General features: G+C 54.6%; 24 protein-coding genes and 1 pseudogene. 15 read left to right on the forward strand and 10 right to left on the reverse strand.

Annotation, left to right across the window (positions count from 1 at the left end; all coding sequences use genetic code 11):
- Nucleotides 1-64: 64 nt before the first annotated feature.
- Nucleotides 65-1,033, forward strand: coding sequence for an L-threonylcarbamoyladenylate synthase (locus EBB_RS01090; protein ID WP_192392096.1), 969 nt, complete (start codon nt 65-67; stop codon nt 1,031-1,033).
- 1 nt (nt 1,034) lies between these two features.
- On the forward strand, nt 1,035-1,499 hold the full coding sequence (gene tadA / locus EBB_RS01095) for a tRNA adenosine(34) deaminase TadA (RefSeq protein WP_192392097.1): 465 nt from the start codon (nt 1,035-1,037) through the stop codon (nt 1,497-1,499).
- A gap of 206 nt (nt 1,500-1,705) precedes the next feature.
- Here tadA and EBB_RS01100 read toward each other — a convergent pair whose 3' ends face one another.
- Nucleotides 1,706-1,972, reverse strand: a complete 267-nt coding sequence (locus EBB_RS01100; protein ID WP_192392098.1) for a hypothetical protein — start codon at nt 1,970-1,972, stop codon at nt 1,706-1,708.
- Between the two features lie 246 nt (nt 1,973-2,218).
- Here EBB_RS01100 and EBB_RS01105 point away from each other — a divergent pair, with 246 nt between their 5' ends.
- From EBB_RS01105 to EBB_RS01125, 6 genes are all read left to right on the forward strand, one after another.
- On the forward strand, nt 2,219-3,352 hold the full coding sequence (locus tag EBB_RS01105; protein WP_192392099.1) for a S1C family serine protease: 1,134 nt from the start codon (nt 2,219-2,221) through the stop codon (nt 3,350-3,352).
- Nucleotides 3,353-3,400: 48 nt separating this feature from the next.
- Nucleotides 3,401-3,673 (forward strand): TIGR02450 family Trp-rich protein, encoded by a 273-nt coding sequence (locus tag EBB_RS01110; RefSeq protein WP_225587191.1) that lies wholly within the window; start codon nt 3,401-3,403, stop codon nt 3,671-3,673.
- Between the two features lie 3 nt (nt 3,674-3,676).
- The gene (locus EBB_RS01115; RefSeq protein WP_192392100.1) at nt 3,677-5,197 is read left to right on the forward strand and encodes an FAD-binding domain-containing protein; all 1,521 of its coding nucleotides are present in this window, start codon (nt 3,677-3,679) and stop codon (nt 5,195-5,197) included.
- Nucleotides 5,197-5,346: a DUF2256 domain-containing protein gene (locus EBB_RS26605; protein ID WP_225587192.1), complete on the forward strand. Its 150-nt coding sequence runs from the start codon at nt 5,197-5,199 to the stop codon at nt 5,344-5,346. The genes EBB_RS01115 and EBB_RS26605 overlap by 1 nt, the downstream gene beginning before the upstream one ends.
- A complete protein-coding gene (locus EBB_RS01120) occupies nt 5,310-6,872 on the forward strand; it encodes a cryptochrome/photolyase family protein (protein WP_225587304.1) in 1,563 nt (520 codons plus the stop codon). The genes EBB_RS26605 and EBB_RS01120 overlap by 37 nt, the downstream gene beginning before the upstream one ends.
- A gap of 92 nt (nt 6,873-6,964) precedes the next feature.
- Nucleotides 6,965-7,540 (forward strand): DUF2452 domain-containing protein, encoded by a 576-nt coding sequence (locus tag EBB_RS01125; RefSeq protein ID WP_225587193.1) that lies wholly within the window; start codon nt 6,965-6,967, stop codon nt 7,538-7,540.
- Nucleotides 7,541-7,910: 370 nt separating this feature from the next.
- Here the strand turns inward: EBB_RS01125 and EBB_RS01130 are convergent, their stop codons facing one another.
- The 5 genes from EBB_RS01130 to EBB_RS01150 all read right to left on the reverse strand — a co-directional run bounded on the left by EBB_RS01130 (nt 7,911) and on the right by EBB_RS01150 (nt 12,835).
- On the reverse strand, nt 7,911-8,354 hold the full coding sequence (locus EBB_RS01130) for a DUF6438 domain-containing protein (RefSeq protein ID WP_192392102.1): 444 nt from the start codon (nt 8,352-8,354) through the stop codon (nt 7,911-7,913).
- Between the two features lie 330 nt (nt 8,355-8,684).
- A complete protein-coding gene (locus tag EBB_RS01135) occupies nt 8,685-9,737 on the reverse strand; it encodes a MerR family transcriptional regulator (RefSeq protein WP_192392103.1) in 1,053 nt (350 codons plus the stop codon).
- A 133-nt stretch (nt 9,738-9,870) separates the two neighbouring features.
- Nucleotides 9,871-10,275, reverse strand: a complete 405-nt coding sequence (locus EBB_RS01140) for a hypothetical protein (protein WP_192392104.1) — start codon at nt 10,273-10,275, stop codon at nt 9,871-9,873.
- Nucleotides 10,276-10,364: 89 nt separating this feature from the next.
- Complete coding sequence (locus EBB_RS01145) at nt 10,365-12,182, reverse strand: ATP-binding response regulator (RefSeq protein ID WP_192392105.1); 1,818 nt, start codon at nt 12,180-12,182, stop codon at nt 10,365-10,367.
- The gene (locus EBB_RS01150; RefSeq protein ID WP_192392106.1) at nt 12,182-12,835 is read right to left on the reverse strand and encodes a LuxR C-terminal-related transcriptional regulator; all 654 of its coding nucleotides are present in this window, start codon (nt 12,833-12,835) and stop codon (nt 12,182-12,184) included. Before EBB_RS01150 ends, EBB_RS01145 begins: the two co-directional genes overlap by 1 nt.
- Nucleotides 12,836-13,286: 451 nt before the next feature.
- Here EBB_RS01150 and EBB_RS01155 point away from each other — a divergent pair, with 451 nt between their 5' ends.
- Complete coding sequence (locus EBB_RS01155) at nt 13,287-13,700, forward strand: hypothetical protein (protein ID WP_192392107.1); 414 nt, start codon at nt 13,287-13,289, stop codon at nt 13,698-13,700.
- A gap of 116 nt (nt 13,701-13,816) precedes the next feature.
- Entirely contained in the window at nt 13,817-14,509 is a 693-nt protein-coding gene (locus EBB_RS01160; protein WP_195880850.1) for a hypothetical protein, read from the forward strand.
- A 33-nt stretch (nt 14,510-14,542) separates the two neighbouring features.
- Here the strand turns inward: EBB_RS01160 and EBB_RS01165 are convergent, their stop codons facing one another.
- The 3 genes from EBB_RS01165 to EBB_RS01175 all read right to left on the reverse strand — a co-directional run bounded on the left by EBB_RS01165 (nt 14,543) and on the right by EBB_RS01175 (nt 17,539).
- Nucleotides 14,543-15,178: a DUF998 domain-containing protein gene (locus EBB_RS01165; RefSeq protein WP_192392109.1), complete on the reverse strand. Its 636-nt coding sequence runs from the start codon at nt 15,176-15,178 to the stop codon at nt 14,543-14,545.
- The gene (locus tag EBB_RS01170) at nt 15,165-16,982 is read right to left on the reverse strand and encodes an ATP-binding response regulator (protein ID WP_192392110.1); all 1,818 of its coding nucleotides are present in this window, start codon (nt 16,980-16,982) and stop codon (nt 15,165-15,167) included. The genes EBB_RS01165 and EBB_RS01170 overlap by 14 nt, the downstream gene beginning before the upstream one ends.
- A gap of 164 nt (nt 16,983-17,146) precedes the next feature.
- Nucleotides 17,147-17,539 carry a hypothetical protein gene (locus tag EBB_RS01175; protein ID WP_192392111.1) on the reverse strand — a complete coding sequence of 131 codons (393 nt, stop codon included), beginning with the start codon at nt 17,537-17,539 and terminating at the stop codon, nt 17,147-17,149.
- A gap of 352 nt (nt 17,540-17,891) precedes the next feature.
- On the opposite strand from EBB_RS01175, the gene EBB_RS01180 reads away from it, so the two are divergent.
- From EBB_RS01180 to EBB_RS26835, 4 genes are all read left to right on the forward strand, one after another.
- Nucleotides 17,892-18,620, forward strand: a complete 729-nt coding sequence (locus tag EBB_RS01180) for an Lcl C-terminal domain-containing protein (protein ID WP_192392112.1) — start codon at nt 17,892-17,894, stop codon at nt 18,618-18,620.
- 71 nt (nt 18,621-18,691) lie between these two features.
- Nucleotides 18,692-19,426, forward strand: coding sequence for a PEP-CTERM sorting domain-containing protein (locus EBB_RS01185; protein ID WP_192392113.1), 735 nt, complete (start codon nt 18,692-18,694; stop codon nt 19,424-19,426).
- 86 nt (nt 19,427-19,512) lie between these two features.
- Entirely contained in the window at nt 19,513-20,352 is an 840-nt protein-coding gene (locus EBB_RS01190; RefSeq protein ID WP_192392114.1) for an alpha/beta fold hydrolase, read from the forward strand.
- Between the two features lie 283 nt (nt 20,353-20,635).
- The gene (locus EBB_RS26835) at nt 20,636-20,779 is read left to right on the forward strand and encodes a hypothetical protein (protein WP_229429400.1); all 144 of its coding nucleotides are present in this window, start codon (nt 20,636-20,638) and stop codon (nt 20,777-20,779) included.
- Nucleotides 20,780-20,848: 69 nt separating this feature from the next.
- Here EBB_RS26835 and EBB_RS01200 read toward each other — a convergent pair whose 3' ends face one another.
- Complete coding sequence (locus tag EBB_RS01200; protein ID WP_192392115.1) at nt 20,849-21,307, reverse strand: DUF8309 domain-containing protein; 459 nt, start codon at nt 21,305-21,307, stop codon at nt 20,849-20,851.
- Nucleotides 21,308-21,380: 73 nt separating this feature from the next.
- Here EBB_RS01200 and EBB_RS01205 point away from each other — a divergent pair.
- Nucleotides 21,381-21,647 (forward strand): annotated as a pseudogene (locus tag EBB_RS01205) (transposase); the annotation flags it as partial.
- Between the last annotated feature and the right edge of the window lie 37 nt (nt 21,648-21,684).

Here is a 21,684-nt window from a genome sequence, read left to right on the forward strand (position 1 = left end):
ATTTCACCACTACAATTATGTCGGCCGCTCGTCTTTTTAGATTTTCATCTTTCGCCTGATTACTTTGAATCCTAAACCCGTCACCGAAGAATCCATCCGCCACGCCGTCGAACTGTTACGGCAAGGCCAATTGGTCGCCTTTCCGACCGAAACCGTATACGGACTCGGCGCGGATGCAGCCAATCCCGATGCGGTTGCCAAAATTTTTGCCGCGAAAGGTAGACCGGCCGATCATCCGCTGATCGTGCATATTGCCAGCGCCGCACAAATGCACGATTGGGCGGAAGCCGTGCCGGAAGCGGCATTAAGGCTGGCCGAACACTTCTGGCCGGGCCCGCTGACGATAATATTGAATAAAAAATCGACCGTTCCGGCCTCCGTTACCGGCGGTCAGGATACGGTGGGGTTACGGGTGCCGGCCAATCCGGTTGCGCTGCAATTATTGTCGGCCTTCGGCGGCGGCATCGCCGCGCCATCGGCCAATCGCTTCGGCCATATCAGCCCGACACAAGCCGAACATGTCGCGGAAGAACTCGGCGATAGCGTGGGCTGCATCCTGGACGGCGGCGCTTGTTCGGTGGGCGTGGAATCGACCATTATCGATCTCAGCGACGGTGTTCCCGCCATTCTCAGACCTGGCCGGATTACCCGCAGCCAATTGAAAGCGGTACTGCAAACCGATGTGCGCCTGTCGACGCAAAGCAAGATTCGCGCCCCCGGCATGCTGGCGGTGCATTACGCGCCCAATACCATGGCCTTGCTGTGCCCGGCCGATACCCTGATCACGATGACCGACGATTTGTGCGCACAAGGCAATCACATCGGCATCTTGGCCTTCAGCACGGAAATCGCCGAAATTCCCTGTCTGCATTTACTCAGATTACCGGCCGATGCCGAGCTTTACGAACCGGCTTTGTATAGCTCCTTACGCGCCCTGGACAATCTGCAGCTAGATACCATCCTGATTGAGCAACCGCCCGACAACGAAGCCTGGGCAGCGGTCAACGACCGGCTGAATAAAGCCACGGTTTAACATGACCGACGAAGAATGGCTGCGCCATGCCATCCGCCTGGCACAGCGCGCCGAAAGCCAAGGAGAAGTCCCGGTCGGCGCGCTGCTGGTTCATGAAGGCCGCTGCATCGCCGAAGGCTGGAATCAACCCATACAAAGCAACGATCCCACCGCCCACGCGGAAATGGTCGCGCTACGCAAGGCCGGTCAAGTCTTGAACAATTATCGCCTGATAGACACCACCCTATATGTCACCTTGGAGCCCTGCGTGATGTGCATGGGCGCCATCGCCCACGCCCGGGTCAAGCGTTTGGTATTCGGCGCTTATGACCCCAAACGCGGCGCAGTCTGCCATGCGCTGCAACTCAGCGATGCGGCGTTTTTAAATCACCGCGTGGAATGGACGGGGGGGATTCTGGAGGCGGATTGCGCGGAACTACTCAGCGATTTTTTCAAAGCCAAACGCCAGCAGTCGAAAGGCCGATAATACATCCAACCCAAACAAATTATTCAATTGGCCTATCCGCTAGCATGTCGAATAGCTGCCTGCCTATTGCCTGGATCCGCTTGCAGTTATTGATGCGTAAAGTACCTTGATAACAACCCTCTTAAATCTTTAATGCCTTGGCGAGCAGGCTTTTTTATTGGTTATGCCTGCCTAAACTGTCTTCAACTCTCAATTAGACAGCCTGTTTACTTCATTTGCGTCGATTCTGAATGTCTATTCTCAGGCTCTTCGGCTACATTTTCCAAATGCCGATGAAACATAAAACGCTGTAGCGTACCGGTATAAGTCACACCCGAGTGGTAATCGTAAATCTCCACTTTAGATTCTTCCTCGGTTTGCAATGGCGCTTTTAACTTGGTGCTTTCATGATGTTCCGCAATAGCGGCAGTTGCAAATCCCATACTCAAAACGGCAGATATGGCGAGTTTTATCGTGTTTTTAACTCGTTTCATGATGATCACTCCTATCCAGTAGCAAACGATCCAGGCGTTTTCGAGACTTTCCGAATTGACGATCGTTCCTAAATCCACTGTTGATTAAAACACGCGTAACTGACTCGCTTGAAATTTGCTAAACACGCTCCCATTTTGCCGACGGAGCGGTTCAGTGGAATTGATTATCCAGCGCTGCCGCCATTTTAAAATAGCTCTGATCCGTTCCCACGATTCTGGGTAGGAACCAACAAACCGGAGGCCGACATGCAACATCCCAATCATCCCGATTCGCCCGATGTATTCATTAAACGCGTATTCGCCGTCGGTGCAGTGGCCGCCCTGCTGATATTGCTTTGGCATTGGCAGCCGGGAGCACCGGTGACCGAGTCCGCCCCGATCAGAACCGTCACCGCGCGCGGCGATTTGGCGGCGGACGAAAAAAGCACCATCGAACTGTTCGAAAAGTCGCGAGATTCGGTGGTTTACATCAGCACCGCCGCGCTAGTGCGCAATGTCTGGACCCGCGACGTGTTTGCAGTTCCCAAGGGCACGGGTTCCGGATTTATCTGGGACGAAGCCGGCCACGTGGTGACTAACTTTCATGTCATTGCCGGTGCCAACGAAGCCACGGTAAAACTAGCCGACGGCCGCGATTACAAGGCGGCGCTGGTTGGCGCCAGCCAGGTGCATGATATTGCGGTGTTGAAAATCGGCGTCGAGTTCAAACGGCCGCCGCCGGTACCGATCGGCACCAGCCGCGACTTAAAAGTTGGCCAAAAAGTATTCGCTATCGGTAACCCATTTGGCTTGGACTGGACCTTGACTGGCGGCATCGTCTCCGCGCTGGACCGCTCGCTGGGCGGCCAGGAGGGACGGGCTGTCGAGCATTTGATACAAACCGACGCGGCCATCAATCCCGGCAACTCCGGCGGTCCGCTACTGGATTCCGCCGGCCGCCTGATTGGCATCAATACTGCAATTTATAGCCCGAGCGGCGCTTCGGCCGGCATCGGTTTTGCGGTGCCAGTGGTTACGGTGATGCGGGTGGTGCCGGAATTGATCAAGCAAGGCAAATACATCCGCCCGGCCTTAGGCATCGAAATAGACCAGCAGATGAACGAGCAATTGGCGGCTTTGACCGGCACAGCCGGCGTCGCAGTATTGCGGGTGCAACCCGGTTCGGCGGCGGAAAAAGCCGGCCTACAAGGCGTATCGATAACGGCCAACGGCGTGGAGCCGGGTGACATCATCGTCGCCATCAACGGTAAGGAAGTCGATACGCTCTCAAAACTGTTCGCCCGCCTGGACGACCAGAAGATCGGCGACGTCGTGAAAATCCAGGTCGTTAATAACGGCAACAAACGGGAGGTCGAAGTAACTTTACAGCCGGGAAATTGATTGCTTCAGCGGCATGGCGCCGATCTCGCCATTTCGGGATCGGCTGGTATGCTCGGTAAAGACATTCCTCAAGCAGACCAAGCCATGCCGACCGCCAAATCACCCAGGCTGAACCCGAATAAATTACTGCTCAGCAAATGGACCGCTGTTACCCCGCAAAACAAGGAAAAACACTTTATCGTCAGTAAATTACTGCTGCCGGACGATCCTGACGCGCCGCTGGAAATGATCGAGCTGGAAGCGGTGTTTAGCAAACGGGTGCAAATCATGCCGTGGCGGGATTTACGTAATACCGACAACTGGCGCCAGGGCTGGCATTGAGCGATGAGCTACAACCTGGTTTGGTTCAAGCGTGATCTGCGGGTACACGACCATGCGCCACTGCTGAACGCCGGCCGCAACGCGCCGGTGTTGTGTTTGTTTATCATCGAACCCAGTTTGTGGGCGGCGGCCGACGCAGCAACGCAACACTACCAATTTTTACGGGAAAGCCTGCTTGATTTGGATGCTGCGTTACGTAAACGCGGCGGCGGTTTACGTATCGAAGTGGGCGAAGCCGTGGCGGTTTTGCAGCGGCTTTGGCAGGAAGCGCCGTTCCTGGCGGTGTATTCCCATCAGGAAACCGGCAACTGGCTGAGCTTTCAGCGCGACTTGGCGGTGCGAGGCTGGTGCCGGGAACGCGGCTTGCATTGGCAGGAATTTGCCCAGTTTGGTGTGGTCCGCCGATTGCGAGATCGCGATGCGTGGAAAGCGCATTGGGAAGCGCTGATGGCCGAACCCTGCCTGGAACCTCCAGTTTGCGATTGGATAGCCGTCCCTAAACTGCCGATCTTGCCCGAGCCGCACACCCTGGGCTTAATCCATCCCGACCCGCCGCAGCGCCAAATAGGCGGCCGTCGCCAAGGTATCGAAACCTTGCGTGACTTTCTGTTCGACCGTTGCGGTGCTTACCGAGGCAGCATCTCCTCGCCCTTATCCGCACCGACGGCCTGTTCGCGACTTTCTGCTTACCTGGCCTTCGGCTGTTTAAGTTTGCGGGAGGTCGTACAAGCCACCCGCCGCCAGTTGGCTGCTTTACCGCGCGGCGATGCCCGTCGAGCCGGTTTGACGGCTTTCATCAGCCGCTTGTACTGGCATTGCCATTTCATGCAAAAGCTGGAAAGCGAACCGGAACTGGAATTTACCAACCTGCATCGCGGCTATGACGGCTTGCGCGAAGCGGACTGGAACCCGGCGCATTTTCAGGCCTTAAGCGCAGGGCAAACGGGTTGGCCATTGGTCGATGCCTGTGTGGCGATGCTACAGCAAACCGGCTGGCTGAATTTCCGCATGCGGGCCATGCTGGTATCGGTGGCGAGTTATCCGCTATGGCTGCATTGGCAACCGGTCGGCACTTGGCTGGCCCGGCAATTTCTGGATTATGAACCCGGCATCCACTGGAGCCAGATGCAAATGCAAGCCGGCACCACCGGCATTAATACCACCCGAGTCTACAACCCGATCAAACAGGCCCGAGACCACGATCCGCACGGTCATTTTGTCCGACATTGGCTGCCAGCCTTACGCCGCGTGCCACAGGAATGGCTGTTCGAACCGTGGCGCATGCCGGTAAAACTGCAACAGCAATGCGGCGTAAGCGTCGGTGTCGATATTGCCGAACCGCCGGTCGATCTTGAACGCGCCACCCGGCAGGCCAAAGCCCGTCTTTACCAACTGCGAGGCCGCGCCGACGTGAAAGTCGCCAAGGCCGCTATCGTCGAAAAACACGGTTCGCGCAAACAGCCGATCCGCCGTAAAACCAAAATCGCTGTCGGCGACTGGGTACAAACCCAGTTCGAGTTTTAATGCATCAAAAAGCCCTGCTACCTGCCAAGCCCTGCGCGGTCTGCGGTCGCCCCTTCGTTTGGCGTAAAAAATGGGCCAGGGTTTGGGATGCGGTGAAATATTGCTCAGAGCGTTGCCGCCGGCAACGCGGCACGGCCAAGACCGCATGACGACCTTGCGGCTCATTCTGGGCGATCAGTTAAATCCGCTGCACAGTTGGTTTGCACAAACCGATAGAGAAGTGGTTTATACACTGATGGAAATCCGCCAGGAAACCGATTACGTCTTGCATCATGCGCAAAAAATCATCGGCATTTTCGCGGCGATGCGCGATTTCGCTCAGCATTTATCGGCCCAAGGCCATCGCGTGCATTACCTGAAAATTGGCGATAGCGGCAACCGCCAGTCGCTGACCGCCAATTTGGATGCGTTGATTGCGCAGTATCGGGTCCAGCATTTTGAATACCAACTCCCCGACGAATGGCGTTTGGATCAGCAATTGCGCAGCTATTGCCAACAGTTGCCCATCAGCAGCCAAGCCTGCGACAGCGAGCACTTCTATAGCCAGCGGGATGAAGCGGCACAACTGTTCGGTGCCAAGTCGCATTGGCTGATGGAAATGTTCTATCGGCGCATGCGCATCAAACACCGGGTGTTATTGGCGGACAATCAGCGACCAATGGGTGGACAATGGAATTACGATCACGACAACCGCAAGACTTGGCCGGGCACACCGGCGGTCCCTGTTGACACTCGGCCCCGTCACGACCATAGCGCGATTTGGCAAAGCATCGTCGCGGCGAGCGTGAACAGTTTCGGCGCGGCCGACGCCGATGATTTCCGCTGGCCGCTGAATCGCACTGAAGCCTTGCAGCAACTGGAAGCCTTCATCGCCGATAGCTTGCCGCAGTTCGGCGATTTTCAGGATGCCATGAGCCGGCGCAGTTGGCGGCTGTTTCATTCGCTGCTGTCGTTTGCGCTGAACACCAAAATGCTCAATCCGCGCGAAGTGGTCGAACGTGCCGAACAGGCTTATCGCCAAGGCCACGCGCCACTGGCGGCAGCGGAAGGCTTCATCCGGCAGATTCTCGGTTGGCGCGAGTACGTGCGCGGCGTGTATTGGGCAAAGATGCCGGACTATACCGCGCACAATTATTTCGGCCACGACCGACCTTTACCCGCCTGGTTCTGGACCGGCGAAACCCAAATGAATTGCCTGGCGGCCGCCATCGGCCAATCGCTGCAGTATGCTTATGCCCACCACATTCAACGGCTGATGGTGATCGGCAACTTCGCCCTGCTGGCGGGCCTGGCACCGGAAGCCGTGCATCGTTGGTATCTGGGCGTGTATATCGACGCTTTTGAATGGGTGGAATTGCCTAACACGCTGGGCATGAGCCAGTTTGCCGACGGCGGCCTGCTGGCCACCAAACCCTATGTATCCAGCGCCGCGTACATCGACCGGATGAGCGATTATTGCAAGGGCTGCCACTACGACAAAAAAGCCCGCACCGGCGAGCGAGCCTGTCCATTCAATGCGCTGTACTGGGATTTTTTTATCCGCCATCGCGACAAGCTAAACCACAACCCGCGCCTGAGTATGGTCTATCGCAATCTGGATCGGTTTACCGCTGCTGAGCTTGAGGCGATCACTCGGCGTGCGGAAACGGTTTTGGAGGATTTGCCGGGGCTTTGAAACTACTTTTAATCGGGCTCTTAATAACGCTGACGTTTCCGTTTAGGATAAATTGGACCAGCCGTTTTTTGCAACCATAGCGGATACTTTGAATGATGAGTGTAATCAGTAAACCAGCCAATCCTCAGGGCAAGGGAAGCGTCGCGGTATTGGACAGTTTGCAGCAGGCCAAAAAGCAGCTGATTGCCCCCGCCAAAAACATTCAGCAAATCAGCAGCGATTTATTTACCTCGTTGTTTGTTTTGAATAGCCAAATTCGTTTTAAACCGACCACGGGACAAGCGTATTGGCTGTATTTTAAGGATGAGCAATATCGCCTGTCGTTGATTGCGCCGGAACAATGGCCGCCAAGCCAGTCCGGCCGGTGCATAGGCACTTGCGAATTACAGTCGGATTTAACCTGGACCTTGGCCTTATCCGAGGCTTGCGCCAATGACGGTGCTTTTATCCAAGAGATTGCGGATCAGCGCCTACAACTGGAACAGACACTACAACAGGCCGAAAAAATCGACGATGTATTGCCGGTTTATCTGGAAACCCTGCCCTACTATTCCCGAGTACTGGCCGCGACGCTGGCCTATTCGCTGAAGCAATCCATGCAAAAATCGGGTATTTTGGGTTTGAGTTTTCGGCAAGCGGAAAAGTTACTAATAAACCATATCGATTAAATAATCTCGCAGACGATTCGACCCAACGTCTTTGATTTTAAGGCGTTAAAGCCAATAGTCTAGCCATTGCCGTCATTGGGCTATAAAATCGAATGTCGGTTTTAGTAATGTTTTCGATCATTGATGATGTCAAAAATAAAATGCAGGTCGGGCAATGCTTTTCTGCCCACCTTTTGAAGATAACAGCTTTAATTCCGCGTGGGCACAAAAAACCTGTGCCCTACTAGGCTGGCCTTATTCGAGTTTTCAGAATTAGGTCAAGCAAGGAATCTATCCCGAAAACTGGGTGGCGTTATGCCGCTGGATATTGAAGGCATTGAATAACTCGAAAGATGCGCCGCCCGTTGGTTAGCGCATCCTAGGGGCTAAATTATCTTCGATCTTCTATACAACCAGACTCCCAAGGATCTGGTGCCGGATTTAGCCAGCTTTCAGCTGTTACAGCATCTTTAATAGCACCTTCAAGTTCAAATAATGCTCGGCCATAAATAACCGATTTATTTTTTTCGCCCGAATTAAAAGTAATTTTCATATATGACATATCAGTCCATGTTAAATGCTTTTTCTTCATTTCCTCTGAATAATCATCAGGGCGATCAAAAAAACCAACTTCGTCGAACTTTGCTATTAAATCCTTAATCTTTATTTTTTCTATATTTTTATAGCGATCTCCTTTTATATGTACATAATGCTTACCCTGCCAATGAACATTACCGGTACTGAAAATTTCGATTTTATACTCATAAGCGCAAGTGCATGATGGGCAATATGTTTGCAACGTGATAATGGGGCGGCTATTTTTAGCCGAAGCCACCGTAGAATAAAATATCCAAAAGAACACACTGAGCAATATCGTAATTGCCGTTTTTTTTGATTCTTCAATTTCACATTAATCTCCCTCATTTCCTGTACTTTTTGTCAATCATGAGCAAGCAGACTTGATGGAATCGAGGATTCGAAGGCCAACACCCTTAAAAATAGTCAGCTAATGGCCGATAGTCGCCCAAACTCTCGGGAAAAGCCACCCTTCAAACCGTTCGCATTGTTAATTTAGCGCCTCTGTCAGTTGGGCGTTTTGGATAGCAATTGAGGCAAGGTGTGGCCGCCATACTCGGTCGAAGACGGCCCACTTGCTCAATTCACCTTAGGCCTCGCCGCTCCTCGGCAACGGGCCTTGATACAATTCCGCCATCGCCTGAAACACGTAAGCCAATAGCGGCTGGTCGATAAACGTGCCGAAGAACAGATAAGGTTCGGCCTGATTGGCGGCGCGAATCTTGGCATGAGTTTCCGGATTATCGCCGGCGTAGGCGCGGAACAATTCCAGCCAGGTCCGGGCCAGTTGCTGCATGCGCGGATCGCTCGGCGGCGTGCCGTCTTCCCTATGTTGGCGTATCGCGGCGATCAGCGGCGGCCACTCGTCGGCGCGCTTACCATAGTTCTCGCGCATAAAGCTGAATTCATCGGCAGCGAGGTATTTTTCGTAGATCGTCAATTTAGTCTCGATGAACGCGCTTTGAATGTAAGCAACGAGTTCCGGGGTCACGCCGGTTTTGGCTTGCATCGTCGGTTCACCGACCATCATGGCGTTGAGTTTGACGAGTAGCCGAGGATCGCCTTGGGTGTCGCGCTCCAGCATGCTGATCCATTGCCGTGCCAATTCCTGGGCCTCGGCACTCTCCGGCACAAACCCGGCTTGCATCGCCTCGTGCACCACTTGAACCAGTGCCGCCCATTCGCCGGCAGTGGAGTTCTCGTCTATATCCAGTAGCGGCAAGCGCTTCAGGTCGTTGGCGGAAAAATATTTATCGTACATGGTCATCATCTCCAGTGTGGTTAGCCAATCGGCAAGCTCCGGCTCTTCTCCGCGCGTTAATTGCAGTTGCAGGCCACACAAACGCTCGCGCAAGGCTTGGCTTTGCGCAATCTGCCGGTCCAAGGCTTCAATCTGCCGTTCGACGATAGTCGCGAGATTCAGTCCGGAGTTTGCCAAAATGTCTCCGATGTCGGCCAGCGACAAACCAAACCGCCGTAAGGCTTGAATTTGATGCAATCTGGAAATGTCCGCCCGGTTATACAGCCGGTAGCCGCTATCGGAACGCGCGGAAGGCTTAAGCAAGCCAATGCTGTCGTAGTGATGCAGGGTACGGACCGTCAGTCCGCAGCGTTTGGCGAGATCGCCCACTTTAAGCAGCATGGATTAGCTCCTTCGTTATGCGTGCCGCCAGCATAGAGCGTGACGTTGCGTCAGGGTCAAGCGCCATGGTTAAGATAAATTGATCGCCGATTGGATCTGGGTTATTGAAGTGTTGATGGCCGCTTCCGGGGCCTCAAGCCATCACATCCAGTTTCGGCGGCAAGGCCATGCCGTCGATACGTTTAACGTTGCTCAACACTTTTTCCAGAAAAGCGGTGTCTTCGTGACGGCTTTTCTGAAATTCGATCTGCCCTTCGATCTGGCCCAAATAATCCATCTTCACGTCGCCGACATTGCCTGCGCCGGACGAGTTGATGGTGGCGGTTGGAATGTAAGGCACGACGTCTAGCAAACCGTCCACGCCGGATTTGATCAAGGCGTTGATTTCATTGAGCGAGACCTGGCACATATTGACGGTCCGCGGCGCTTGGCTCTGATCGGCTATCTCGGCGACTTTTGCGATTGCCGGAGACGGCAAGGTTTTTCCGCTGACTGCGTGACTAGCGGCAAGGTTGGGTCCTATAGTCGAAATATTCATCGCAAACTCCTGGTTTTAGGGTGAGTATCCATCGCACCTAGCAAAATAGACGCCATTTGTTGAGACTTGAGATTATCGAATTGGCGTTTTTACGAGTGGTCTTTGTCGGCCGGCGGCAATAACCGGCTCAGCAGGGCATATAAGGCCTCCGGGTCCAAGGGCTTATGCAGTACCAGGTAACCTTCCTGCTCGGCTTGGGCCAGGGCCGGGGAATTGAATTCGCCGCTGATCATCGCCCCGGCGGCGTCCGGGCAGCACTCCAGCAAGGCTTGCAACAACTCGAAGCCGCTTTCGCCCGAGCGCAAGCGCTGGTCGCAAAAAATGGCGTGCGGTGCGAAGCCGGCATCGAGCAGGGCCAATGCGTCGTTGGCCGATGCCGCGCAAGCCGTTTCCACGCCCCACGAATTCAATAAGGCTTGCCAGGCATTGCGCACTTGCGGTTCGTCGTCGATCACCAGGCAACGGCCGCTAAGCACTGCGGCTTGCTCGACCGGTGCGACGGCTTGGTCAGCCGCCATAGCCCACCGCTCGGGGCTGGGAGCGGCGGCCGACAATCGCAACCAAAAGCGTGAACCGCGGCCTTCTCGCGAACTCAAACCCTGGCTGGCGCCCATCAAATCCGCGCAACGCGCCACCACCGCCAAACCCAAGCCGTGTCCGGCGTTATCGATGCGCCAGGCATGCTCGGGACGAAAGAATGGCGAGTAAATCCGCTGTTGGTCATCTTCGGCGATGCCGACCCCGGTATCCCAAACCTCGAACTGCCAACAAGCGCTGCGCCGCCGCGCCGCCATCAGCACCCCGCCTTGCTGGGTATAGCGCAAGGCATTTTGCATCAGGTTGATCATGGACTGGCGCAACAACATGGCATCGGCGGTGACTAAGGCTCGGCCGCCGCTCAACCGCACTCTGAGATCGATTTGCCGTGAGCGGGCTTCTTCTCGAAACAGCGTCGCGACATCGTTCATCAGCGGGTCTAGCGCGACAGTTTGCAGATTGACCGGCTGGGCACCCGACTCGATTCTGGACAAATCCAACAGCGAGTTGAACATCTGCGTCACCGACTGCACGCTTTGCCGCAAATCCTGCAAGGCTGGGCCCAACAGTAAATCCCGGTTGCGGCGGGAAATCGATTCGATCAAAAAGCCCATCGCATGCACCGGCTGGCGCAAGTCGTGGCTGGCCGTGGTCAGGAACTGGTTTTTGGCGCGTAATGCGGCTTCGGCTTCAATCTTGGCAAGCCGATAGTTTTCGGCCAACTTGGCGCTATCTTCTTCCAACTTTATCTGTTGCAGGAAGAAGCGATGGGCAATGGAAGAGTGCCGGTATATCGATAAGACATAACTGAGGCACAAAGGTAACGTCAAAAACCAGTGTTCGGGAAACACCCAAGGCGTTAGTAGAGTACACCCGCCCCAACCCGCGGCAAAGAAGCGCCGAAACGCGCTGAATACCGGCGATTGATGGGTGGCGTTGGCCGCCATGATGGAGGCGAGGGTCATATACAGCGTTAATGCGTATTCGAAGGGTACCCGTCCGGCCACAACGATTACCAGCGCGGCCAAGCCCGCGCCGTGAAGCAGCGCCATCCTCTGAATGACCGGCAACCATTTGGCGACTGCCGCAAGCGGATCGAGACTGGCCCTATCACGCCGGTATTGCCGCTGTTGCAGGCGGACGGCCACGACGGCGATAAAGTACGACAGCGTCCAAACCAACAATCCCCAGGCGTTTTGGTCGAGGTAATGTTTCCAGTATAAGAAGGGCATGCCGACGAAAGGGATGATGCTGATGCTGTAAACCAAACGGTTATGCGTCATATCCAACAGGCTAGCTTGGCCGGCCGGGCTGATGTCTGCAAAGCGCAGCGGCTTGCTGTCCCTTGAATCTGGCAGTGTGGCTTGCATCAGGAGCCTTCCAGCTTTTTGCCGCGCAACATAGTGATTACCTCAATCCGATTGCGCGCACCTAGGCGTTCCAAAATACCGGTGACGTGCTCTTTGATGGTTTGTTCGGACAGCGACAGGTTCAAGGCGATGCGTTTGTTGGGCAAACCTTTCAACATCATTGCCAGTACTTGGCCTTGGCGGGCGGTCAAACCCAGTTCGGCGGCGGTGACCGGCAGTTCCTTGAGCGGCTGATTGATGCCTGCCACGGCAAATGGACCGGTCCTAAACCAAGTGTCACCCCGCAGTAACGCGGCCACGGCACGACCGAAAATCTCCGGCGCTTCCTGCTTGTGCAGAAAGCCGTCGGCGCCGGCCTCGCGAGCCTTGTCAGACACGGCCGCATTGTCGTCTGCGCTGATTGCCAGCAAACGTGTCGCCGGGTACTGCCGTTTCATTTGCACTAACAACGGCAGCGACGCACCTTCCGGCAGCCAAAAATCCACAACAGCCAACGACGGCGGCTGGGCGGCATCGAGAATCGCCCAAAACTCGGCGATGCTGGATACCGGCCGGGCCTGGCCGAAGCCGCAATGCGATAGCAAAAAATCGGCGATGCCGCTCGCCAACAGCGGATGGTCGTCGATAACCAACGCGCTAGCCGAATTTGTCACGCTCAACTCTCCCTAATGGTCGATAGCCTGGTTCGGCATTTTGCGTCGAACCAGGCTATTGCTAAAACATGCAAAATAATTACATCTTAACAAACCGCCGATGCGCACCAACACCCTACTACGGTAGGGTTACGCCGCCGCGCCGCGCTTCCGATAATGCTGCCCAGGCTTGTCGCCGTTCGTCAGGGTTCCGGGCATTTGCATCCGTGTAAAACGACTGTTTGGAGAACGCTTTTTTGATCTCACTGATTTATCAATCAAAAGCAACCCACGACGAGATACTGCAAATGACAAATTTTATAAGACATTCGATGCCGTTACATCAACCTTAGGTCTATCAATTAAAAAGGGGCGACGCTATGAAAACGTACTTTCCATCGTTACCGGTTATGGTTGTTTTAACCATCAGTGGGCGTGTTTTACGTTTGCGCGGCAATGACAAGGCGAATCCATGAAAAATGTTATGGCAATCATTGCCTCGTCCATGCTTTGTTCATGTGGTTTTATGACGCCAGCCAAGCAATATTCGGGCGGTACCCTTAGCGCTGACGAGATTGCGGTAATCCAAAGTGTTGTGGGTGCCCCTTTTGCCGATGCCTATCACGCGACCATTATCGGCTACACGAAGATCGAAGCCAACGGCGCGGGTGAACAAAAGGAATTTGGCTGGCCGGGTTTTACGGACTACCCCAGCGAGATTCATGTCTTGCCTGGAGAGTATGAAATTCAAGTCTATTGCTTTAAAGGATTTTCGAGTCATAGACCCAAGAAAACCCTGGCGTTACAAGCAGGCCAAACCTATTTGCTCACATGCGATGTCCGAAGCGATCAGGCGTTTATCGGGGTGAGCTCGCGCGCCAGTTAGGGCGGTTGGGTTTTGCCCGCCATGGTTAACTCGATCCATGATTTTTGCCCGGTCAAAACCCATTTTCCGAGACCAACGCGCTGCTTAGCAATACGTTACAAGAATGGCAATAGCTGATGCCAATGATTGAATCGGCGCCGCGCAGGTTTGCCTTATGCCTGATCGTATCTCTGTCGATACATCTTGGGATAGTGTTGGCGTTGAACGATATAGATCGGCCGAGGAAATCGGCTGACCGTTTGACAGCGCTATCAGTGGAATTCAAGATCCTACGCTTAGCGGAACAAGATAGGCAAAATCAGTTGCCGCTAAGTCCGCCATCCAGGGTAGCCGGACGCAGATCAAGGACGCTTCCAAAGCCGGTGCCGATTTTGACGGGTCGTGGCGACTCTTCGCCGCGGCAAACGAACAACGCCGCGGCGCGGACCGACAAGTCAGCGAATCCCGCGCCTCCCGAGTCTGCCAAACTCGACCTATCCAAGGTATTGGACGATATGCGCCAAGTCGCCCGAGAATCGGCCGAACTTGAAGGGGAGAATAAGTTTGATCGCCGCAAATTGGCGGTTGCCCCGGAAAATCTTAAGGCGCCGGATAGCGGGCCCATGGCAGAAACGGAAACCTATACGCTTCCCAACGGTTACCAGCGCCGATGTGTCGTCAACGCGGACGGCGTAAAGCAATGTATGAGTAAAGAGGCGGATGACGGCGGTATTTGGAACGCTAAGATTTATTTACCGGACTCGCTGCCAGCCGACGGCAAATCCATCGAATTCGCTCGACGTCTACAGCAGGCTGCCGGAAAACATTAGCGCCATCGGTCGACTCGATGAAAATGTATGACTTTAGGGTTGCTTCGTGACTTCAGCCCGGCCAATGTAGGCTTGAGTTAATTGCGCGGCGCTTGCCAATGCTAGCCAGCCGAACAGTAGGCTTTCGGTAAGGCGTTGAATCAGTCCTCTATGGCTGGCCAGAATCGGCAGCGTCATAAACGCAAGCCCAGTCAGCACTAGAACGCCGGAAATTTTCAAAGGGATGGCGATGCGGGAGCCAGGAATACGCCCAAACAGCAGCAAGCCATAACCGCCTCCCAGATATTCAAGCGCACCGAACAGGTTATGAATTTGCTGGCGCCAGGAGCCCATAAGCGGAGAGCCGGGATCGCACGGGAATAGCGCGCAAAAGACATAAGCCGTTCCCACCCAGGAAAACGCCAGTAAACCCCGGCGTAGCGTGGGGTTCTGCTTGAGCATGCGGTACTGGCAGGCCAGTGCCAGGCATTGCATCAAGCCCACTGGCAGGAAAAGTCCGTAATTGATTTGGTGCGCCAATGGCGTTCCGAACGCAGACAATTCGCTAATGGTCTGGCGCACGGCGTCGTAGTTGGGGAGCGTTTGGGCGTAGTGCCAGTTACCCCAAGCCAACAGGCCCGAGGAAGCCAGCCCCAGCCACCCGGCAAGACTAATATTAGGCGATTTCATTTTTCTTGGTTATCCCTGTTAGCGGATCGGATGGCAATAGCCGGCTCAGCAAGGCGTACAGGGCCTCCGGGTCCAACGGTTTGTGCAGTACCAGGTAACCTTCCTGTTCGGCTTGGGCCAGGGCCGGCGAGTCGAACTCGCCGCTAATCATCGCCCCGGCGGCGTCCGGGCAGCGTTCCAGCAAGGCTTGCAACAACTCGAAGCCGCTTTCGCCGGCGCGCAGGCGCTGGTCGCAAAAGATGGCGTGTGGCTCGAAGCCGGCATCGAGCAAGGCCAATGCGTCGTTGGCGGACGCGGCGCACGCCGTTTCCACGCCCCACGAATTCAACAAGGCTTGCCAGGCGTTGCGCACTTGCGGTTCGTCGTCGATCACCAGACAGCGGCCGCTCAGCGTTTCGCTACGGCCGGCCGGCGCAAAATCCGGGTCGCGCGCCACAGCGCGCCGCTCCTCAATCCGCGCGGACGGCAGCCGTAGCCAAAACCGCGAGCCTCGGCCTTCTCGCGAACTCAAGCCCTGGCTGGCGCCCATCAAATCCGCGCAACGCGCCACTACCGCCAAACCCAAGCCGTGGCCGGCGTTGTCGATACGCCAGGCGTGTTCGGGGCGGAAGAACGGCGAATAGATATGCTGTTGATCGGCTTCCGCTATGCCGACGCCGGTATCCCAAACTTCGAACTGCCAACTGTCGTTCCGCCGCCTCGCCGCCATCAACACCCCGCCGCTTTGGGTATAGCGCAAGGCATTTTGCATCAGGTTGATCATCGTTTGGCGCAGCAACATGGCATCGGCGGTGACTAGGGCTCGGCCACCGCTCAACCGCACTCTCAGATCGATTTGCCGTGAGTGGGCTTCTTCCCGAAACAGCGTGGCGACATCGTTCATCAACGGGTCCAAGGCCACGGTCTGTAGATTGACCGGCTGGGCGCCCAGCTCGATCCTGGACAAATCCAACAGCGAGTTGAACATCTGCGTCACCGACTGCACACTTTGCCGCAAATCCTGCAAGGCTGGGCCCAACAGTAAATCCCGGTTGCGGCGGGAAATCGATTCGATCAAAAAGCCCATGGCATGCACCGGCTGGCGCAAGTCGTGGCTGGCCGTGGTGAGAAACTGGTTTTTGGCGCGTAAGGCGGCTTCGGCTAGATCCTTGGAGGCGCGGTAGCCTTCTTCCAGGAATATCTGTTGCAAAAAAAACCGGTGCACGAGCACCGCGTGTTTGTAAATCGACAAAATGTAGAGCGCGGACAGCGGCATTACATAGGGCCAATGCGCGGGGAATACCCACGGCAATAGCAGTGTCGAGGCGCCCCAACTGGCAGCGAAGAAACGTTGGAAAGCACTCAGGATAGGCGACTGGTGGGTGGCGTTGCCGGCCACAATCGACGCGCAGGTGACCAGAAACAGCATCGCAAACTCAAAGGGATAGTCGCCGCTGCACATGATCATCACCGGTACCGACAGGCTGAATCCGTAAAGCAGCGCCAGCGCATGCACCTTGGGCAGCCAATCGTGCATTGCCCGTTCGGCGCCCAGTTGTGCGCAGTCGCGCCGATAGCGGCGAAACAACAGACGAACGACCAGCGCTACCGATGTAAACACACCTGCCCAAGCCCAAAAGGCGCGAGCGTCCCGGCCGATTTGATGCAGCCAGACAATAAACGGTGCGGCGACCACGGGGATCAAACCAAAACCGAAGGCAATACGCCCGAAACTCAAGTCCAGTAGGCGTAGTTGACCGTTCGGACTGATGTCCGAGAAGCAAACCGCCTCGTCTTGGCGGGGATTAGAAAAAAGTTTTTCCATTTTGCTCTTCCGGTTCTGTTGCCGCCCAGCCTTAGTGCGGTTAGTCAGGTTTTCGTGTCCGGATACCCGTGCGTTAACACGCGGTTTTATAACCTTCCGCTAGCCACCGGCTCTGTGTCAAGGGAGCACGGAGCGTCGCCTTGAGCTCCGTGTCGAGTATTACTTCAGCATTTGCCTGCCGCCTGCAGCAAAGCGTTGCAACTTGCCTTGTTGGTTTTACCTACGTCGCTTGATCCTTTGGTGAAATCGGTACACATGGCGTCCGCTCCACTTGCCATGCCCCAGGTCGCGAATTTCCCGAAACCGGATGGCTCTAAAATCTCACATTTAAAGGTCGCACCATCATTCGTTTTAACGGTGTACTGCATGCCGTTATAACCAGCGGGGGCTTCGGTTGCCTGTGAATTGGTGATTTTGAAGTTGCCAATTTCACGGCCAATCGCCATTGATATTTTACTCTCCGCTTTGTTGTTTCCTTGGGCGGGAGGGTTATTTGCCGTTGTTGCGCAGCCGGACAGCATCAACACGAGAGTTACCGTCAGAAGTTTTTGTGCCATTTTTGATTCTCCAACGCTCCAAGCTAAAGAAACGCAAGGCATGGGAGCGTGAAGATATGCCTAACGTCGAGTGGCGGCAGCAAGCCGCCCAACTAAGTATCTGGGTTAGTGTTGGCTGAGTAGTCGAGTGCCAGCACTAGTCGCTTTTCGGCTGCTGGCTCGGAACTAAATCAGGCCGGTTCAAAACATGCAAAATAATTACATCTTAACAGGCTGTCTGGGCGGCACACACCCTACTCCGGTAGGGTTCCCTCGCCACGCGGCACTTTCGATAATGTCGCCCAGTCTTGGCGCCGTTAGTTGTTCGCCAAGTGTTCGTATCCTATTAAGAACGACCTTTTGGAGAAAACCGATGAAACGTAACAACTCATTCGCTGCATTGTTCACGCTCTGCACACTGGCGGCCGGAAGCGCGCAAGCGCAGTTGTTCGACCGTGGCGGCGGGCTGATCTACGATAGTGCGCAAAACGTCACCTGGCTGGCTGACGCCAACTACGCCAAAACCAGCGGCTTCGACGCCGAAGGCAAGATGAGCTGGCAAAACGCCGTGGCCTGGGTGGACGGTCTCAGCTACTCGGACAGCGTGCGCGGCACCACCTACAGCGATTGGCGCTTGCCGACCTTCAACGACCTGGGCGTGCCCGGTTGCGACTATGGATACAGCGGTAGCGATTGCGGTTTCAACGTCTCCACGGCCAGTTCGGAGCTCGCGCATCTGTTCTACGGCGATTTCGGTAACAAAGGCTCCCTCGATTCGCGTGGCGGACCGCAGTCCGGCTACGGCATCGTCGACGATCCGGCGACCGCCGACGACGAAAGTCTGTTCAGCCATATTCAATCCTTTGGTTACTGGCTGGGTACCAGTTACGGTGGCGACGCCAGCAAAGCCTGGTACCTGAGCACCGCGACCGGCATGCAAAACTACATCAGCAAAGGCACCAATTATTACGTTTGGGCGGTGCGCGACGGCGATGTCGCGGCGGTGCCGCTGCCCGGTGCGGTGTGGTTTTTTGGCGCGCCATTGTTGGGGTGGATGGTTAATCAGCGTCGCCATCCACGGCCTGCCAATGGGCATTTCTGAAATGACCCCTTGGCGAGTTTCGGTGGCACCGAGTTTAGCGTTTAGATTTTTTAATCCTTAGGAACAGATGTATGAATAATTTTATTGCGCGTAAATCCCAATGGGCATTGTCGGTGTTATTGGTCGGCGGTATCAACATGCCGGCCAACGCCGCGTTGCTAGATAGAGGCAACGGCATGCTTTATGACACCGTTTTGAACGTGACTTGGTTGCAAGATGCCAACTACGCTAAAACCAGCGGCTATGACGATGATGGCTTGATGAGTTTGACGGAAGCCAAAACTTGGACCGAGAATTTAACGTTTGGCGGGGCGACAAACTGGCGACTGGCGAGCAATAGCCCAATCAATGGCGTTGATTTTGTATTTTCTAGTGACTTCTATAGCGGCTCGGCCGATCAAGGCTATAACGTTGTCAGCCCCAACGCCGAATTGAGCTACATGTTTTACGTCAACCTTGGACTGCATGGCCGGTACAACACCAACGGCACTCCGCGAAGCGACAATGGTGTATTTGGTAACGGCAATCTGTTCGAGCTTGATGCGGGTGGCAACGTAGTGGGTGGTGCCGATGCGGGGCTGATTAAAAATTTGCAAAATAGGGCGTATTGGCTCAACACAAATGAAGGCCCGGCCTCTAATTGGATTTTTATGCCTTACGACGGTTGGCAAGGCGTTTATTCCAATGAGAATCAGCTTTACGCCTGGGCCGTACATGACGGCGATGTGGCGGCTGTGCCGTTGCCCGGTGCCGTTTGGCTGTTCGGCGCAGGTCTGGCCGGTTTGCTGGCTCGTGGCAAGCGCTAGCAAAACCATTGCTCCCGGCAATTTGGCCAGGAATAACCATCGTGAAACACGCCCAGCGCTAATTCGACTGATAGGGGAAGCGGCTGATGAAATTTAGACCATCAGTAATGGTCATTCTGTTGCTATTGCTAATCGTGCTAAGCGGCTGTGCCGCCACCATCACGAACGTGACAACGGCGGAAGTCGCCGGCCGGAAAGTAGAATTTGCGCTTAGCAAGCAGCAGACCGTACCGGTCATCTTCGAAAACGGACTGGGAGGCACTTTAGAAGGGTGGGCAGAAATTTATCCCACGATAGCACGCGATAACACGGCCTTGGTATACAACCGCGCCGGCTACGGTAACAGCGAAGCGTCGGCAACGGCCCGCGACGGCCGGCATATTATCGAAGAGTTGCGCGGATTGCTTGCCAGCCAAGGCCTAATCCCGCCTTATGTGCTGGTGGGGCATTCGTTGGGCGGGTTGTATATGCAATGGTATGCCCGGCATCACCCAGACGAAGTCGCGGCCTTGATTCTGGTTGATTCCACTCATCCTGCTCAACTCAAAGGCGCTGGGGCAATCGAAAACTGGCCGCTCTGGGTGCGTTGGCTGTTCGATTTGATGATATCGGCAACTGCCGAACAAGAGCTGGCCGCTCTGGACCTGACCGGTGACGAAGTATTGGCCGCTCCACCCTATAGCGGCGGACCGATCATAGTGCTGAGCGCTGCGCAACCTCTGGAATATACCTCGGAGCTGGCGCTCGACGCCAATCAAAAACGCAAGGATATTGCGCGGCTATATCCGGGGGCAATTCAACGCTGGGTAGATAGCGGCCACGTCATTCCGCTGGAAAAGCCGGAGTCTATCATTTCCGCCATCCGCGAAGTCTTGTTGACCATGCAACCAAACACCACCAAGCCGAATGTTGCACCCGCACCCTAAGTGGGACCTACCCAGCAGTAACTCAGTTTAGCTTTTGTTTTTTGAATCAATTTGTGCGCCCGCGAGAGGCGCGACCTGAATCATCACAATCTGTGAAGGATCAAACTCATCATTAGAAAATGCAACCATGGCCATATAACCATCGCCTGAAGAGAATACCTAATTCGCTCAGACACTAAGCCATAGTATCCTCCAGCATTGATCTCCAAGGTCAAATTACCGGAGGTGCGGCTGCGCTGGTGATCAGTTTCCGCCAGCAGACGCTTGTTTCGCCTTGCGCGGTGTGTTTAACGATGCGCCGGCCCAAGGCGTCGTAGCGGTATTGCGTCGTGCCATTTGGCGTTTCGGCGCGGACCAGACGGTTGTCGCTATCGTATTGGTAACGGGTGACGATGTGGCCGGCCTTGCCGCGTTTTTCTTCGGTTAGGTTGCCGGCCGTAAGCGCGAGAAGCGTTTTAATTCAACTCATGGCGACACGTTACCGCGTACGATTGCGCTAACAGTATCTACACCCAATGTTCTGTCCCATACCCAGGAAATATTTTTTCTTCAAAAAATCGTCGTCCTTGCCGGTATCAAAAAAATGAAGAAGGCGATCTCTAACATGCACATCACCCCACATATTCGTCAATTCATATGTCTCTATAATTTCCTTATCGGCTGGAAATGATAGATCCTCTTGCACCACTCGCCCCGCAGTGGTGCTGATATTTCCTTCCGTGCCAATATCGATAAGATTCCCACCCTTAAAGGGGTAACCGCCATCAAAATTAAGCTTGGGCTTTATCCAGTATGGTTCACAGGACGCAGCGCTCGGCTTTACATCTTTATCTGAAACTTTTTTGTCAACCAAATTATGTAACACGATATTTCCAATAAATAGCGTAAATATTGGATCGACTTCGTTTAGATCAATATTATGCCAATTGCCATCGCCACTAGGGGCTGTTGCCATTTTGTCATAATCCCTTTGAAAATCGATTGGCGAGCCTCATTGATTGAGTTTTCAATCAAACGATAGCTAGCCAATGCCACGCCAACTGTTTACAGATATTCACTGGGAAAAGCTAAAAACGATTATGTTGAGTTTTAGCATTTACGATAAGCCCGGTCTTCGGCAAACGGTCGAAGGGATTTTTTATCGTTTGCGTGTTGGCTGCCCTTGGCGAGACTTACCCGTCGCGTTTGGTAAGTGGAATGCTGTGTACAAGCGCTTCAATGCCTGGTCACTGCAAGAAAAACTGATGGGTATCTTTCAGGCGCTAGTGATTGAGCCTGATTTGGAATGGCTATTTAGTCGCCCCTGAAAAGCCACAAATTCACGGCTAAAGC

The sequence above is a fragment of the Methylomonas fluvii genome (assembly GCF_014850975.1).
In the GTDB taxonomy this organism is placed as follows: Bacteria; Pseudomonadota; Gammaproteobacteria; order Methylococcales; family Methylomonadaceae; genus Methylomonas; species Methylomonas fluvii.

Bases quoted from the DNA above. Each gene is read 5' to 3' on its own strand.
- EBB_RS01155 (WP_192392107.1), top strand. From the start codon at position 13,287: ATGAAAAATGTTATGGCAATCATTGCCTCGTCCATGCTTTGTTCATGT.
- tadA (WP_192392097.1), top strand. From the start codon at position 1,035: ATGACCGACGAAGAATGGCTGCGCCATGCCATCCGCCTGGCACAGCGC.
- EBB_RS01200 (WP_192392115.1), bottom strand. From the start codon at position 21,307: ATGGCAACAGCCCCTAGTGGCGATGGCAATTGGCATAATATTGATCTA.
- EBB_RS01175 (WP_192392111.1), bottom strand. From the start codon at position 17,539: ATGGCACAAAAACTTCTGACGGTAACTCTCGTGTTGATGCTGTCCGGC.
- EBB_RS01190 (WP_192392114.1), top strand. From the start codon at position 19,513: ATGAAATTTAGACCATCAGTAATGGTCATTCTGTTGCTATTGCTAATC.
- EBB_RS01125 (WP_225587193.1), top strand. From the start codon at position 6,965: ATGATGAGTGTAATCAGTAAACCAGCCAATCCTCAGGGCAAGGGAAGC.
- EBB_RS01185 (WP_192392113.1), top strand. From the start codon at position 18,692: ATGAATAATTTTATTGCGCGTAAATCCCAATGGGCATTGTCGGTGTTA.
- EBB_RS01145 (WP_192392105.1), bottom strand. From the start codon at position 12,182: ATGCAAGCCACACTGCCAGATTCAAGGGACAGCAAGCCGCTGCGCTTT.
- EBB_RS26605 (WP_225587192.1), top strand. From the start codon at position 5,197: ATGCATCAAAAAGCCCTGCTACCTGCCAAGCCCTGCGCGGTCTGCGGT.
- EBB_RS01165 (WP_192392109.1), bottom strand. From the start codon at position 15,178: ATGAAATCGCCTAATATTAGTCTTGCCGGGTGGCTGGGGCTGGCTTCC.
- EBB_RS01110 (WP_225587191.1), top strand. From the start codon at position 3,401: ATGCTCGGTAAAGACATTCCTCAAGCAGACCAAGCCATGCCGACCGCC.
- EBB_RS01160 (WP_195880850.1), top strand. From the start codon at position 13,817: ATGCCAATGATTGAATCGGCGCCGCGCAGGTTTGCCTTATGCCTGATC.
- EBB_RS01135 (WP_192392103.1), bottom strand. From the start codon at position 9,737: ATGCTGCTTAAAGTGGGCGATCTCGCCAAACGCTGCGGACTGACGGTC.
- EBB_RS01115 (WP_192392100.1), top strand. From the start codon at position 3,677: ATGAGCTACAACCTGGTTTGGTTCAAGCGTGATCTGCGGGTACACGAC.
- EBB_RS01140 (WP_192392104.1), bottom strand. From the start codon at position 10,275: ATGAATATTTCGACTATAGGACCCAACCTTGCCGCTAGTCACGCAGTC.
- EBB_RS01170 (WP_192392110.1), bottom strand. From the start codon at position 16,982: ATGGAAAAACTTTTTTCTAATCCCCGCCAAGACGAGGCGGTTTGCTTC.
- EBB_RS01105 (WP_192392099.1), top strand. From the start codon at position 2,219: ATGCAACATCCCAATCATCCCGATTCGCCCGATGTATTCATTAAACGC.
- EBB_RS01100 (WP_192392098.1), bottom strand. From the start codon at position 1,972: ATGAAACGAGTTAAAAACACGATAAAACTCGCCATATCTGCCGTTTTG.
- EBB_RS01180 (WP_192392112.1), top strand. From the start codon at position 17,892: ATGAAACGTAACAACTCATTCGCTGCATTGTTCACGCTCTGCACACTG.